This is a genomic window from uncultured Bacteroides sp., from assembly GCF_949298305.1.
In the GTDB taxonomy this organism is placed as follows: Bacteria; Bacteroidota; Bacteroidia; order Bacteroidales; family Bacteroidaceae; genus Bacteroides.
In genome coordinates, this window is the sequence record NZ_CASFWU010000017.1 from 1 (window position 1) to 13,474 (window position 13,474).

The 13,474-nt window shown below is 61.3% G+C and carries 12 protein-coding genes; 6 read left to right on the plus strand and 6 right to left on the minus strand.

What is annotated here, in order from left to right; translation table 11 throughout:
* Positions 1-1,847: M13 family metallopeptidase (locus Q1Y74_RS03680; RefSeq protein ID WP_300812386.1), on the minus strand; the 1,847-nt coding region annotated here is incomplete at its 3' end.
* Positions 1,848-1,882: 35 nt separating this feature from the next.
* Positions 1,883-3,895 (minus strand): ABC-F family ATP-binding cassette domain-containing protein, encoded by a 2,013-nt coding sequence (locus tag Q1Y74_RS03685; RefSeq protein ID WP_300812387.1) that lies wholly within the window; start codon positions 3,893-3,895, stop codon positions 1,883-1,885.
* Positions 3,896-4,022: 127 nt separating this feature from the next.
* Between Q1Y74_RS03685 and Q1Y74_RS03690 the strand changes: the two genes are divergently transcribed.
* From Q1Y74_RS03690 to Q1Y74_RS03710, 5 genes are read left to right on the plus strand one after another with little or no spacing between them, the layout of a single operon-like run.
* Positions 4,023-4,949: a hypothetical protein gene (locus tag Q1Y74_RS03690; protein ID WP_300812388.1), complete on the plus strand. Its 927-nt coding sequence runs from the start codon at positions 4,023-4,025 to the stop codon at positions 4,947-4,949.
* Positions 4,946-5,392, plus strand: a complete 447-nt coding sequence (locus Q1Y74_RS03695) for a S24/S26 family peptidase (protein ID WP_300812389.1) — start codon at positions 4,946-4,948, stop codon at positions 5,390-5,392. Before Q1Y74_RS03690 ends, Q1Y74_RS03695 begins: the two co-directional genes overlap by 4 nt.
* Positions 5,393-5,419: 27 nt before the next feature.
* Positions 5,420-5,686, plus strand: coding sequence for a PqqD family protein (locus tag Q1Y74_RS03700; RefSeq protein WP_300812390.1), 267 nt, complete (start codon positions 5,420-5,422; stop codon positions 5,684-5,686).
* Between the two features lie 10 nt (positions 5,687-5,696).
* Complete coding sequence (locus tag Q1Y74_RS03705) at positions 5,697-6,809, plus strand: nucleotidyltransferase family protein (protein ID WP_300812391.1); 1,113 nt, start codon at positions 5,697-5,699, stop codon at positions 6,807-6,809.
* Positions 6,806-8,440, plus strand: coding sequence for an ABC transporter ATP-binding protein (locus Q1Y74_RS03710; RefSeq protein WP_300812392.1), 1,635 nt, complete (start codon positions 6,806-6,808; stop codon positions 8,438-8,440). Before Q1Y74_RS03705 ends, Q1Y74_RS03710 begins: the two co-directional genes overlap by 4 nt.
* Before the next feature lie 45 nt (positions 8,441-8,485).
* Here the strand turns inward: Q1Y74_RS03710 and Q1Y74_RS03715 are convergent, their stop codons facing one another.
* The 4 genes from Q1Y74_RS03715 to Q1Y74_RS03730 form a co-directional block, all read right to left on the minus strand.
* On the minus strand, positions 8,486-9,022 hold the full coding sequence (locus Q1Y74_RS03715) for a flavodoxin (protein WP_300812393.1): 537 nt from the start codon (positions 9,020-9,022) through the stop codon (positions 8,486-8,488).
* Positions 9,023-9,112: 90 nt separating this feature from the next.
* Positions 9,113-9,784 carry a dihydrofolate reductase family protein gene (locus Q1Y74_RS03720; RefSeq protein WP_300812431.1) on the minus strand — a complete coding sequence of 224 codons (672 nt, stop codon included), beginning with the start codon at positions 9,782-9,784 and terminating at the stop codon, positions 9,113-9,115.
* A gap of 68 nt (positions 9,785-9,852) precedes the next feature.
* Entirely contained in the window at positions 9,853-10,695 is an 843-nt protein-coding gene (locus tag Q1Y74_RS03725; RefSeq protein ID WP_300812394.1) for an SDR family oxidoreductase, read from the minus strand.
* A gap of 40 nt (positions 10,696-10,735) precedes the next feature.
* Positions 10,736-11,785 carry an alpha/beta hydrolase gene (locus Q1Y74_RS03730; protein WP_300812395.1) on the minus strand — a complete coding sequence of 350 codons (1,050 nt, stop codon included), beginning with the start codon at positions 11,783-11,785 and terminating at the stop codon, positions 10,736-10,738.
* A gap of 373 nt (positions 11,786-12,158) precedes the next feature.
* On the opposite strand from Q1Y74_RS03730, the gene Q1Y74_RS03735 reads away from it, so the two are divergent.
* Positions 12,159-13,067 carry an AraC family transcriptional regulator gene (locus Q1Y74_RS03735; RefSeq protein ID WP_300812396.1) on the plus strand — a complete coding sequence of 303 codons (909 nt, stop codon included), beginning with the start codon at positions 12,159-12,161 and terminating at the stop codon, positions 13,065-13,067.
* Positions 13,068-13,474: the final 407 nt, after the last annotated feature.

Genomic DNA, 13,474 nt, shown 5'->3' on the forward strand with positions numbered 1-13,474 from the left:
TAGGCCAGGAAGAAGCGCTGTTCGGGCGTGAAGCCGTCCTTCACCTCGAGGGGCGCCTGTGCCGTGGCGTTCTTGAAGGCCTGGAAGGCCACTTGCAGGCCACCGTGGTCGGCAATGTTCTCGCCCAGTGTCATGCGGCCGTTGGCGTGTACGCCCGGAGCCACTTCGATGCTGTCGAAGAAGGCCACCATCACGTCGGCACGTTCCTCGAACTTCTTGGCGTCGTCTTCGGTCCACCAGTCCTTCAGGTTACCGTCCTTGTCGTACTGCCGGCCCTGGTCGTCGAAGCCGTGGGTCATTTCGTGACCGATGACTACGCCGATGGCGCCGTAGTTGAAGGCGTCGTCCGCATTCATGTCGAAGAAGGGCGGCTGCAGGATGGCTGCCGGGAAGCAGATTTCGTTCGTGGTCGGGTTGTAGTAGGCGTTCACGGTCTGCGGCGTCATCAGCCATTCGTCCTTGTCGACGGGCTTGCCGGCCTTGGCCATGTTCTCGTCGCTGGCCCAGCAGGTGGCGCGCTCAATGTTGGCCCAGTAGGAGTCATCCTTCACCTCCAGCGTGGAGTAGTCCTTCCACTTGTCGGGATAGCCTATTTTCACATGGAAGGCGGCCAGCTTCTCCTGCGCTTTCTGCTTGGTCTCGTCGCTCATCCAGGCCAGGTTGCTGATGCGCTCGCCCAGACTGGTCTGCAGGTTCTTCACCAGCGTCACCATGCGTTCCTTGGCGGTTGCGGGGAAGTACTTCTCCACGTACATCTGGCCTACGGCCTCGCCCAGCACGCCGCTCACGGTAGAGACGGCACGCTTCCAGCGGGGCTGCATCTCCTGCGCGCCGGACATGGTGCGTCCGTAGAAGTCGAAGTTCTGCTCCACGATGGCATCGTTCAGGTAGCCGGCGGCACGGTCAATGAGTTTCCATTGCAGGTAGAGGGCCTGCTGGTCGGCGGGCAGCGTGTCCAGTATTTTGGCAGCCTCGGCCAGCGACTCGGGCTGTCCCACGATGATTTCCTGCACGTCCTTCAGTCCCAGGTTGGTGAGGTAGGCATCCCAGTTGAAGGTAGGATAGCGCTTGCGCAGTTCGTCCATCGTCATCTTGTTGTAGTTGGCGTGCGGGTCGCGCAGGTCCACCCGGCTGCGGAAGGCCTTGGCCAGGCGTGTCTCCACGTCCATCACGAGGGCGCTTCCCTGCTGGGCCGTGGCCTCGTCGAATCCGGCCAGCTGGTACATCTTCTGCACATGCAGCTTGAAGGCTTCGCGGATTTTGGTCGTGGCCTCGTCCGTGCCCAGGTAATAGTCGCGCTCGCCCATGCTCAGTCCGGCCTGGCTGGTGTAGACGGCGTTCATGCTGCTGTTCATCTCGTCAGCGCCCACGCCGGTGCCCAGATAGCCGGTGATGCCTCTGCGCTCCAGCGAGCCCAGCAGGGCGTATACGTCCTTCTTGTCTTTCAGGGCGGCAATCTCGTCCAGCTCGGCCTTGATGGGGGCTACGCCCTCCTGGTTCAGCTTCACGCTGTCCATGGCAATCTTGTAGAGGTCGCCCACCTTCTGTGCCACGCTGCCGGCTTCGTGCTGAGTGGCGGCCAGTTCCTCGATAAGGCCCTGAATCTGCTTGCGGTTGTTCTCGGCCAGCACGGTGAACGAGCCGTACTGTGAATACTCGTCGGTCAGCGGGTTGTTCTTAATCCATCCCCCGCAGGCATAACGGTAGAAGTCTGTGCCCGGCAGGTTGGTCGTGTCCAGATTGGCAAGGTCGATGCCGGCGGTCAGTGCGGCCGGCTGCTTGCCGGTGTTGCAGGCAGCCAATGCCATGCAAAGGGCTGCAACGGGAAAGTAGTTTTTAAAATTCATGGTGCTTATTTGTTTAATTAAAAGATTGTATGCTATCACTTCCGCGCTTCCTCCAGCTCGGTCGAGGCGGCGTCCCATTCCTCCATCAGGCTGTCCAGCTGCTGCTTCAGCTTCTGGTGCTGCTCGTAGAGCGACATGTCCGAAGCCCCTTCGGGCGTGGCCAGCTTCTCTTCCACGATGGCAATGGCGGCTTCGGTCTGGCCGATGCCCTCCTCGCACTCGGCCACACGGCGCTCCAGCTTCTTCAGGCGCTTGTTGAGTTCCTTCTGTTCCTGCCAGAGCCTCACCCCCGCCCCCTCTCCCGAGGAGAGGGGAGTAGTAGCGGCATTCTTCTTATTATTGGAGACAAAGAGGGAATCCAATCTTCCTCCCCTCTCCTTGGGAAAGGGGTTGGGGGTGAGGCCTGAGGGGTCGGGGGTGAGGCCTGAGGGGTCGGAGGTGAGGCTCTTGCTCCGTATAAAGTCGTAAATGCCTCCCAGGTGCTCCTTCACCACTCCGCCGCCGAACTCATAGACTTTAGTCGCAAGCCCGTCCAGAAAATCACGGTCGTGGCTGACAATAATTACTGTTCCGTCGAAATCGCGGATGGCTTCCTTCAGCACGTCCTTGGAGCGCATGTCCAGGTGGTTGGTGGGCTCGTCGAGGATGAGGAAGTTCACCGGTTCCAAGAGCAGCTTGATCATGGCCAGACGGGTGCGCTCGCCGCCGGAGAGCACCTTCACCTTCTTGTCCGAGGCCTCGCCGCCGAACATGAAAGCGCCCAGTATGTCGCGTATCTTCAGGCGGATGTCGCCCACGGCCACACGGTCGATGGTGTCGAACACCGTCAGGTTCTCGTCCAGCAGCTGTGCCTGGTTCTGGGCAAAGTAGCCTATCTGTACGTTGTGTCCCAGCGTAAGACGTCCGGTGTAGTCGGCAATCTCGCCCATGATGCACTTCACGAGGGTGGACTTCCCTTCGCCGTTCTTGCCCACGAAGGCCACCTTCTCGCCGCGGTTGATGGTGAGGTTGACGTCGTGGAAGACCACGTGGTCGCCGTAGGCTTTCGCTACGTCCTCGCAGATGACGGGATAGTTGCCGCTGCGGCTGGAGCAGGTGAACTTCAGGCGCAGGGCGGAGTTGTCCTCCTCGTCCACCTCGATGCGCTCAATCTTCTCCAGCTGCTTGATGCGGCTCTGCACCTGCACGGCCTTGGTGGCCTTGTAGCGGAAGCGCTCGATGAAGGCTTCGGTGTCCTCAATCTGCTTCTGCTGGTTCTCGTAGGCGCGCAGCTGCTGTTCGCGGCGCTCGCGGCGCAGGACGACGAACTCGTCGTACTTGACTTTATAGTCGTAGATGCGCCCGCAACTGATTTCGATGGTGCGGGTGGTGACATTGTTCAGGAAGGCGCGGTCGTGGCTGACAAGCACCACGGCGTTGGCCCGCGTGGCCAGGAAGTTTTCGAGCCACTGGATGGACTCGATGTCGAGGTGGTTGGTAGGCTCGTCGAGCAGGAGCACGTCGGGGCGGCGAAGCAGGAGCTTGGCCAGTTCGATGCGCATGCGCCATCCGCCGGAGAACTCGCTCGTGGGGCGGTCGAAGTCGGTGCGGCTGAATCCCAAGCCCTGAAGCGTGCGCTCAATCTCGGCATGGTAGTTGGTGCCTCCCATCAGGAGGAAGCGCTCGTTCTCGTGGGTGAAGCGTTCGATGAGTTTCTGATAGGCCTCGCTTTCGTAGTCGGTGCGCTCGGCCAGCTCGCGGTTCATGCGGTCAATGTCGGCCTGCATTTCGGCAATATGCTCAAAGGCCATCTCGGCCTCCTCCATCACCGTGTGTTCATCGCTCAGCACCATCACCTGCGGCAGATAGCCGATGGTACAGTCGCGGGGTACGGCCACCGTACCCTCCGTGGGCTGTTGCAGCCCCGCCAATATTTTGAGCATGGTAGACTTGCCTGCACCGTTCTTGCCCACCAGGGCAATGCGGTCTTTCTTGTTGATGACGTAGGAGACGTCCTCGAACAGTGGCGTCGCGTTGAATTCCACCTTCAGTCCTTCTACTGATATCATAAAGCCAATGTCTTTTTCATTTGAGCCTGCAAAGGTAGCGATTAGCGGCGAACAATGGACAATTCTGCCTCATCAATTATCAATTATCAACAATTCTGCTTACCTTTGAGGCTTAAAAGCACACTTTATGACTCAGACAGCTACCTATTGCCGCATCGGTCCGCATGTGCTGCGCCTCGGCGGCGTCTCTCCGCTGGAGCCGGACACCCTGCTGCCCTCGTTGGTTCCGTTTGTCCTTCCCGCCGGGGAAGGAGAGAGGGCGGACGACGTCATTGAGGTGGACATCCGCCCGGGCCAGGCCCCGGGCAAGGCCGAAGACACCTTTCCGCAACCCCTTTCCTTTGAATGGGAGAACGTCCGCTGCACCCTCCGCCGCAGGGCTGACGGAAGCTATCAGATTGGCATCGCCCCGGCGGACAATCCGGCTGCCGAAGCCTGTGCCGAATGCGCCGGCCGCTTCCGCCGCAACACCATCTTCCTGCCCGAGGCTCTGCGCCCGATGGCATCGTTCGTGCTGAACAACTTCCTGATGATGATTTACACCTTCGCCACGGCCGAACGGGGCACACTGATGGTACATGCCTCCGTCGTCTGCTACGACGGGCGGGGCTACCTTTTCCTGGGCAAGAGCGGTACGGGCAAGAGCACGCACACACGCCTCTGGCTGAGACACATCGGAGGAAGCCGCCTGCTGAACGACGACAATCCCGTAGTGGCCCTTGACCCGGCAACGGGACAGGCAACGGTCTATGGTACGCCCTGGAGCGGCAAGACGCCCTGCTACCTGAACGAATCGGTGCCCGTGGGCGCCTTTGTCCGCCTGGAGCAGGCACCCGCCAACGCCATCAGCCGCCTGACGTCCACGCACGCCTTTGCAGCCCTGCTGCCCTCGTGCTCGTGCCTCAAGCAGGATGCGGCTATATATAAAGGTATCATTGACACCGTGACGCACATTGCCACCCGCATCCCCATCTGTCACCTGAAGTGCCTGCCCGACGAGGCCGCCGCCCGCCTCTGCATGCAGACCGTCACCCAAGCCGGAGGACAGCCATGAAGAAGACGCTTCCCAACGACCTGCTCATGGCCGAGGTGACCGAACTCATCCGGCAGGGACACACAGTGACGCTGACGGCACGGGGCAACAGCATGAACCCCTTCATAGCCGACCGCCGCGACCGCGTGATACTGAGCCCCTGCGCCGAAGACCGGCTGCGGCCCGGCGACGTGGTGCTGGCCTTGACGGACGACTCCCGCTACGTGCTCCACCGCATTGTGCAACGCCGGGGCGATGAACTGACACTGATGGGCGACGGAAACCTGAAGCAGACCGAGCGGACAGACACACACCGCGTCGTCGGCCTGCTGACCGCCGTCATCCGCAAGGGGCGCACCTACACGACCGACAGCACCGCCTGGCAACGCTACTCCCGCTGGTGGATGAGACTCACACCCGTGCGCAGATGGTTACTGGCAATATACAGAAGAAGTAAGAGTTGACTCCCGACTACTAAAATACAAACCGTTATGAAAATCAAGCCCGAATTCATGCTTCACCAGATTGGCGACGAATACATCGTCATGCACGACGGCTCCACGAACGTGGACTTCAGCCGCATCATCAACCTCAACCACACGGCGGCCTACCTGTGGCAGCGCTTCCGCAACGAAGACTTCGACGCCGAAGCCCTGGCCGGCGCCCTGACCGGCCGCTACGAAGTCGACGGACAGCGTGCCCGCCGCGATGCCGAGGAGTTCATCCAGTCGCTGCAACGTTGCGGCATTCTTAGCTGACGGGACTGCCATGATGCACGAAGCCTTCTTCTCGCTCGTCCGCGCCGGACTGTGGGGCACGCCCGCCGAAACGGCGCTCTTCAGCGGACTGACCTCCGCCCACTGGCAGGAGCTCTACCGGCTGGCCTATACGCAGTCGTTGCAGGCCATTGTCTTCGACGGGGTGAACACGCTGCCCGCCGAGTTGCGGCCGCCCCGTCCGCTCTACCTGCAATGGGCGGCGCAGACGCTGCTGACAGAGCAGGCCAACGACCGGCTGAACCGCATGGTCGTCCGTCTGAACAGCCTCTACACCGCCGCCGGTCTCCATCCCGTCCTGCTCAAGGGACAGGGCATGGCCGCCTGCTACCGCGAACCCCGCCACCGCCAGTGCGGCGACATCGACATTTACCTGGGCAAGGACGGACAACCGCAGGCCAACCGCCTGCTGCTCCAGGCCGGAGCGTGCGAGGCGGGCGAAGAGTCTGACAAACATGCCAGCTACGAGCTGGACGGGGTACACATTGAGAACCACCGCCTCGTCAACCGCACGAACAATCCCCTGGCCAACCGCCGCTTTGCCCGCCTGGTCCGTGCGTGGTATCCGCAGGAAGCCGAACAGCGCATCGGCATGCCCACGCCGCCGCCCACGTTCAACGCCCTCTACATCTTCCTCCATGCCTTCGAGCACTTCCTGAGCGGAGGCATCGGCCTGCGCCAGCTGTGTGACTGGTGCTGCCTGCTCCGCACCCGCCATGCCGACATTGACGCCGCCCGCCTCGTCAGCGACCTGCACCGCCTGGGCCTGCTGCGCGCCGCCCGCGCCTTCGGCCATGTGGCTGTCTGCCACCTGGGCCTGCCGCCCCAGTACCTGCCTTTCGACACAGCCGGATGCAGACGCCTGGGCGAGGAGCTGGTGGAGGAAATCTTCGCAACGGGCAATTTCGGCAAGCACGACCGCCGCGTGTCCCCGCGTCCTGCGGGCTATTGGCGGGGCAAGTGGCACACCTTCTGCCGCGCCACGCGCCGTGTGGCCCGTCTCTACGGCTATGCTCCCGCAGAAGCCTGCTTCCATCCCGTGACGCTTGTCAAGAGGAGCGCCGCCGGGCAGTGGAACCTGCTGAAAAAACGTCTGCGCCCATGAAGAAGAAAAGCAGCCTTCTCCTGACTTACCTGTGGGACCTTTCGCGCGGACAGCGCGGACGCATCCTGCTGAACTGCCTTTCCGGCATACTGGGCACGGCCTTCGCCCTGGGCTTCGTCTACACGTCCAAACTGCTTATCGACACCGCCACCGGCAGCCGCACCGGAAGCCTGGCCGTACTGGCCGCCACAACCGTCGGCCTGCTGGCCATGCAACTGCTGTGCGGCGCCGCCGAGACGTGGGTCGGCGCCCGCATGGAAGTGGAGGCCGCCAACGCCTTGCGCCACCGCCTCTTCGGCCGCCTGCTGCGCAGCCGCTGGAACGCATTGGAGCAACTGCACACGGGCGACGTCGTCAACCGCGTGGAGCAGGACACCACGGCCATCGTCACCCTGCTTACCTCCTCGCTGCCCACGGCCGTAGTCACCGCCGTGCAGCTTGTGGCAGGCTTTGTCTTCTTCTACGCCCTCGACCCCGTGCTGCCCTGGCTCGTGGCGGGCATCCTGCCCCTGTTCCTGCTGGGCGCCCGTTTCTACATGCGCCGCATGCACCGCCTCACCCACGACATCCGACGCAGCGACAGCCGCATCCAGGCCGTCATTCAGGAGAGCCTGCAACACCGCACCGTCATCAAGACGCTGGAACAGGACGAGGGGCGCATCCGCAACCTGGGCACCCTACAGGATGTCCTGCGCACGCAGGTACTGAGCCGCACGCGCTTCTCGCTTGCGGCCCGCATGGCCGTCTCTGCCGCCTTTGCCGGGGGCTATGTCACCGCCTTCATCTGGGGAGCCGTCCGCCTGAGCACAGGCAGCATCACCGTGGGCACGCTGACCGCCTTCCTTCAGCTCGTGGCCCGCATCCAGCGTCCGGCATTCGACCTTTCGCGCCTCGTCCCCTCCGTCAACAACGCCCTGACTGCCGCCGACCGCCTGCTGGAGCTGGAGCGCCTGCCGGCCGAGGACGAGGGAGCCGCCGTCCGCTTTGCCCGGACGCCGCTGCTCACCATCGAGAACCTGCGCTTTGCCTACTCCGAGGGCGACGCGCCCGTGTTCTGCCAGTTCAGCCACCGCTTCGAGCCCGGCACCTGCACCGCCATCATGGGCGAGACGGGCCGCGGCAAGACCACCCTCGTGCGCCTGCTCCTGGCTCTGGCCGAGCCGCAGGAAGGGAGCATCACGCTGACAGACGGCGACACGGCCTGCCCTGTGTCGGCCAGCACGCGGGGCAACTTCGTCTACGTGCCGCAAGGCAACACGCTGTTCAGCGGCACCGTGCGCGACAATCTGCTGATGGGCAACCCCGACGCCACACCGGGCCAGCTGGACGAAGCCCTGCACACCGCCGTGGCCGACACGTTCGTCGCCGCCCTGCCCCAGGGACTGGACACCCCCCTCGGCGAACAGGGAGGCGGACTGAGCGAAGGGCAGGCACAGCGCATCGCCATTGCCCGCGCCCTGCTGCGCCCCGGCCGCATTCTGCTGCTGGACGAGGCCACTTCGGCCCTCGACCCCGAAACGGAACGCACGCTCCTGCACCGCCTGCGCCGCCTGGCACAGGGCAAGACGCTGCTCTTCGTCACCCACCATCCGGCCCTGGCCGAAGCGTGCGACGAGACAATACGGCTGTAAGGAAAGCAGCGCCGGCAACGTGCCGCCCGCAGGCGGCATACAGGCTCAATGTCCGAGCTTTTCCAGCCAGGCCTGCACGGCCTTGCGTGCCGTTTCGGGTTCATGCTGGGCGGTTGACCCGCGGACGGCCAGGCCTTTCAGCACCTTCCCGCCGGGGCAGGCCGACTGAATGCGCCGTTCTGTCGACGAAAGCCCGCTGCCCTCGTGCGTACAGAAGGGAACAATCGTCTTGCCCTGCCAGTCGTGCTTCTCGATGAAGGTATAGACCGCCATCGGCATTTCGCCCCACCAGTTGGGATAGCCCAAATAAATGACGTCGTAATCCTCGACACGGATGTCGCCCTTGACAGGCGGGCGGGCGTCCGACTGTTTCTCGCGCCTGGCCACCTCGATGCACGAGTCGTAGGAGGCGGGATAAGGCTTTACGGTCTCAATGCGGAACAGGTCGGCACCGGTCCGGGCAGCAATCATTTCTGCCACGATGTGCGTGTTTCCTTTCTCAATGTAGCCCACGGCGTAATTCTCGTCCGCCCGTGAGAAGAAGGCGACGAGCGCCTTTTGTCCGGTTCTCAAATCTTCCATAGTCGCTTTTTCTTTTGCGTGCTGTGCATGCCCTCCAACCGAGGCGAGCAGCAGCATCAGGGTAAACAGTAATTGTCTCATCGTTATTCTCTATAATTTATAGCGCAGCCATATCACGTCGTTGTCCAGCCGCTTCACCTGCTCCAGCCGGAGCTTTACGGGCATGCGGCCGTTGTCTGAAATGCCGTCGAAGAGTGAGGTCTCGCCCCCGCGGCCGTCGATGCCCGGCGCCAGCAGGAGGCTCACCTCGTCTATCAGCCCCGCCTCCAGGAAGCCGCCGTTGATATGTCCTCCCCCCAACAGCCCCAGGCGCCTGACGCCGAACTGCTCATACAGGATTTCCAGGGCCTTGGCCAGATCGATGCGTCCTTTTCCGGCCGCAATCCACGAGATTTCCTGACTGCGCAGGGTTTCAAGATATTCTTCCGAAGCGTTTTCGCTTACGATACATACCAGGGGGACTCCGTCGATGCTGTTGGATTTCCAGCGCAAACGTCCCCAAGTGTCCACAGACACCATGTAGGCATCCGACTCCTCGGCCATGAACGTGCTGACGTGCCCTACGGGCTTGTCGACGGCCGGCACAAACGGTTCGGGGGCAGCGTTGTAGTGCTCCATCGTGACACGCCCCTCAAGCAGGGAGGGGCAATCCAGTTCCTCCAGTGCGGCGTAATACTCGTCGCCGCTGATTTTCTCCACCATGGCGCAGTCGATGCGTCCGTCGATGGATGCCACCATGTGGCAGATAACATAAGGTCTCATCATTATACGGTTGTTTTTCCGGTCCTGACAGGCCGATTGCGCTATCCGGGCCGGGTGTGATTGGTTTTCTATCGGCTGTCCGGCCGGAGCGGGCCATAGAAGTAAGAGGCCGTGGCGCCTCCGTCCATCAGGAAGTCCGAGCCGGTAATAAAAGCTCCTTTCTCGCCCAGCAGCAGTTCGGCCACGTGCGCCACTTCATCTGCCGTGCCGGGACGTCCGGCAGGACACCGTGCAAACATGTCCTTGTAAAACCCGCCCCGCGGCCCGTTGAACTCGTCAATGGCCAGCGGAGTGACGATGATGCCGGGAGAGACGGAATTGATGCGCGCTCCCCGCCGGCCCCACTTCACGGCCTCGGCCATCACGCGCTTCACGTTGCAACGCTTGGCCAGCTGATAGGCGTGCAGCGTGTCGCGGATGTTTTCCGGCCGGAGCATTTCCAGGGAAAGCAGCTCCCCGACAGGCGTCGTGGCAAGCAGACGGTCTTCTTCGGGCGTGAGTGCAGGCAGGCGGTAGCCCGACTGACTGGAAACCGTCACGCCGGTTCCGCCCCAGGCCATCACCTTGCCCACCTCTTCCAGCAGCAGGGCCGTGCCGTACAGGTCTACGCGGAGTATGGTCTCAACCGGCGCCTGGCTGGGCGATACGCCGGCTGCATTCACCAGATGACGGATATCGCCATACTTGCACGCCTCGGCTATCAGCGAAAGCACGGACGGGCGCGACCCGAGGTCGGCTTCTACGGCAACGGCATCGAAGCCGGCGGCGTCCAACACACCGGCAGCGGCCTGCGCACGGGACAGGCTACGGTCTGCGACGACTATTTTCTTGCCGGAAGCAATCCGGCGTACAATGGCAAGCCCTATCTGTCCGGCTCCCATCCAGATGACTGTGTCTTTTTTCCTTTCCATCCTTTTCCTATGTATTTTACAGTGAAAGTTCCGTTTCCCGTCACCGGACAGGAGCCAGAGTCCTTGCAAAGAAAGCGGCAAGTTTCGCAACGGCGCGGGCCACGTACTCGGGACGGTCGTACAGACCGATGTGTGAAGATTCCTCCACGACGAAGACTTCCTTGTCCGTGCCCGGCAGGGCCCGGTAGAAGCGGTCGGTCTGCCAGTCGGAGTCGGCCTTGCCTCCCACCACAAGCAGTACAGGCTGCGTCAGCAGATAAATGTTCTCGACGGCCGAGAAAGCCATCTTGGTAGCCTGGCTGCGGCGCAGGTAATAGTTGTCGGCGCGCGGATGCCATGCGCGCGCAGTACGGTAATAGTCATATCCTTCCCTGAACGAGGGAGCAGTCCCGTCCGTAGGCTCCGGGCACATATAGACCTTCATCAGCTCCGCACCGCGGGCTTCTTGGGTGCGCTGTGCGGAGACCTCTTCCAGCAGGGCTATCTGCTCGTCCACCGTACGGCCGCGCAACCAGCTCTCACGGTTGGCCGCACCGATGTCGGCCGCACTGACTCCGGCCACGGCACGGATGCGGCGGTCGGTGGGAGCTGTGGCAATGACATAGCCTCCGCCTGCACAGATGCCCAACGCACCGATGCGGCTTTCGTCGACGAAGGGCAGTGTGACCAGATAGTCAACGGCATAGCGAATGTCCTCCACCCGTTCGTAGGGTGCCTCCGAATAATGCGGAGTGCCGCCGCTCTCGCCCGCATAGGCCGCATCAAAGGCCAGCGTCACAAAACCGCATTCGGCCAGCCGGAAGGCATAGAGGCCCGCCGACTGCTCTTTCACGCTCCCTGCCGGATGGACGCTCAACACGGCAGGATAGCGCTTTGACGCATCGAAACCGGCGGGCAGGAACAGATTGCCGACCAGCACGATGTTATTGCTGCGCAGAAACGACACTTTACGGACGACAATCCCCGTATTCTTTTCTACCGGAGTGACGGTCACCGCCTCCGTGGCCGGGACTCCCGGCAGACAGCCTGTCTGGGCAGAAACGGCGCTGCCCAGCAACAAGGCTGCAAATGCTGACAATAAGTACCTCATATCCATTTTATTTACTAAAGTTTCGGTTTTCATATTCATTGGGCAGTCAAGGAGTCAGGAAGCTAAAGAATTAAGCCGATACTCCGTAAGCCGTCTACTTCCTCCATTGGCCTTTGACTCCTTACCGGCCGGCAGACCATTCGCTGACGGGCGGCGGCACGGGCGGCAGCAGAAATCCGCCGCCGTCCGTCTCCGGCCTTTCCCGCAGGCAAAGGTAGCGGAGACGGCCCGCATACAGCTTATACAGATTGCTGAATATCCTACCAGAATTGCGGTTTTGACGCAGTTTGTACTTGCGGTGAAGAAAAATACTGTACTTTTGGCCGCAGGAACATCACTGCCGCACCGTCAAACCGTAAATTCGCATCAGAAAATGGACAATCAGTTGTTAAACATCGAAACCGTGGCCCAGTACAACGACCTGTTGGGAGTGGAGACCCTGCACCCGCTGGTCAGCGTCGTAGACCTGTCAAAAGCCCGTCCCATGAGACACATGAGGCATACGTTCAGCTTTTACGTCATCTTCCTGAAGGACGAGAAAAACTGCGAGCTGACCTACGGCCGCCAGCGCTACGACTACCGGAAAGGTTCCGTGGTGTGTCTGTCACCCGGCCAAGTGATAGGGATAGAAGACAACGGCGAAGAGTTCCAGCCGAAGGGATGGGCTCTGTGCTTCGACGCGGAACTGATACGCGGCACGCAGCTGGGACGCAACATGGGCGAATACACCTTCTTCTCGTACGAAGTGAACGAAGCCCTGCACCTGTCGGAAAGCGAAAGGCACGTGTTCGTGGACTGCCTGGAAAAAATAAACGCCGAACTGGGGCATGCCGCCGACCGCCTCAGCAAGCGACTGATAACAAACAACATCGAACTGCTGCTGAACTATTGCCTGCGTTTCTACGAAAGGCAGTTCACAACGCGCGAACCCGTCAACCGCGACATACTGATGCGCTTCGAGTCGCTGTTGGACCAATATTTTGCCGGAGGGAAAGCCCGCGAAGAAGGCCTGCCTACCGTGAAGTTCTGTGCCGGCGAACTGTTCCTGTCGCCGGGTTACTTCGGAGACCTTATCAAAAAAGAGACAGGCAAGTCGGCGCAGACATACATCCAGCACAAGGTAATCGGCCTGGCCAAAGAACTGATTCTAAACCCTGCAAGCTCCATCACACAAGTGGCCTACGAACTGGGCTTCCAATATCCACAACATTTTACCCGCCTGTTCAAACGGATGGTAGGACAGACACCGCAAGAATACAGGAACCGGAAGAAAACCACATAACCCCTTGGCGCAAGACCGGCCCATCCGGCACAAGTACAGCACGAACTGTCATTCTGACACTTTGTCCGCCGAAGCCCGCGAGAATCGCGTATTTGCGGGCGGAAGGGCAGGCGGCGGAAATTTTCGGATCGGCAAGAGCTTATCTTGCTGTACCGCAAGCGGGTAGCGAAATGTTTACAAATAAAATAGAAGAAAATTGCGGCCGGAAAGGCCGCTGGAAGCACGATTCCACACCCGGACAAGCCATCGGACCGAGCCGCACAAGCATTGTTGCCGAGCCACACAAGCATTGTCCGGCAGCCGGACAAGCACGGAGCGCGTTCCGCACAAGCGTTTCGGACGGAAAAAAGATGCAATTCCGGCATCCGCAGCGTATATTCATGCGGTTTTAGCGTCGTTTTATGCAG

What these genes read in the sequence shown, in the direction of transcription:
- Q1Y74_RS03685 (WP_300812387.1), bottom strand. Translation starts at nt 3,895, where the DNA reads ATGATATCAGTAGAAGGACTGAAGGTGGAATTCAACGCGACGCCACTG.
- Q1Y74_RS03690 (WP_300812388.1), top strand. Translation starts at nt 4,023, where the DNA reads ATGACTCAGACAGCTACCTATTGCCGCATCGGTCCGCATGTGCTGCGC.
- Q1Y74_RS03695 (WP_300812389.1), top strand. Translation starts at nt 4,946, where the DNA reads ATGAAGAAGACGCTTCCCAACGACCTGCTCATGGCCGAGGTGACCGAA.
- Q1Y74_RS03700 (WP_300812390.1), top strand. Translation starts at nt 5,420, where the DNA reads ATGAAAATCAAGCCCGAATTCATGCTTCACCAGATTGGCGACGAATAC.
- Q1Y74_RS03705 (WP_300812391.1), top strand. Translation starts at nt 5,697, where the DNA reads ATGATGCACGAAGCCTTCTTCTCGCTCGTCCGCGCCGGACTGTGGGGC.
- Q1Y74_RS03710 (WP_300812392.1), top strand. Translation starts at nt 6,806, where the DNA reads ATGAAGAAGAAAAGCAGCCTTCTCCTGACTTACCTGTGGGACCTTTCG.
- Q1Y74_RS03715 (WP_300812393.1), bottom strand. Translation starts at nt 9,022, where the DNA reads ATGGAAGATTTGAGAACCGGACAAAAGGCGCTCGTCGCCTTCTTCTCA.
- Q1Y74_RS03720 (WP_300812431.1), bottom strand. Translation starts at nt 9,784, where the DNA reads ATGAGACCTTATGTTATCTGCCACATGGTGGCATCCATCGACGGACGC.
- Q1Y74_RS03725 (WP_300812394.1), bottom strand. Translation starts at nt 10,695, where the DNA reads ATGGAAAGGAAAAAAGACACAGTCATCTGGATGGGAGCCGGACAGATA.
- Q1Y74_RS03730 (WP_300812395.1), bottom strand. Translation starts at nt 11,785, where the DNA reads ATGAGGTACTTATTGTCAGCATTTGCAGCCTTGTTGCTGGGCAGCGCC.
- Q1Y74_RS03735 (WP_300812396.1), top strand. Translation starts at nt 12,159, where the DNA reads ATGGACAATCAGTTGTTAAACATCGAAACCGTGGCCCAGTACAACGAC.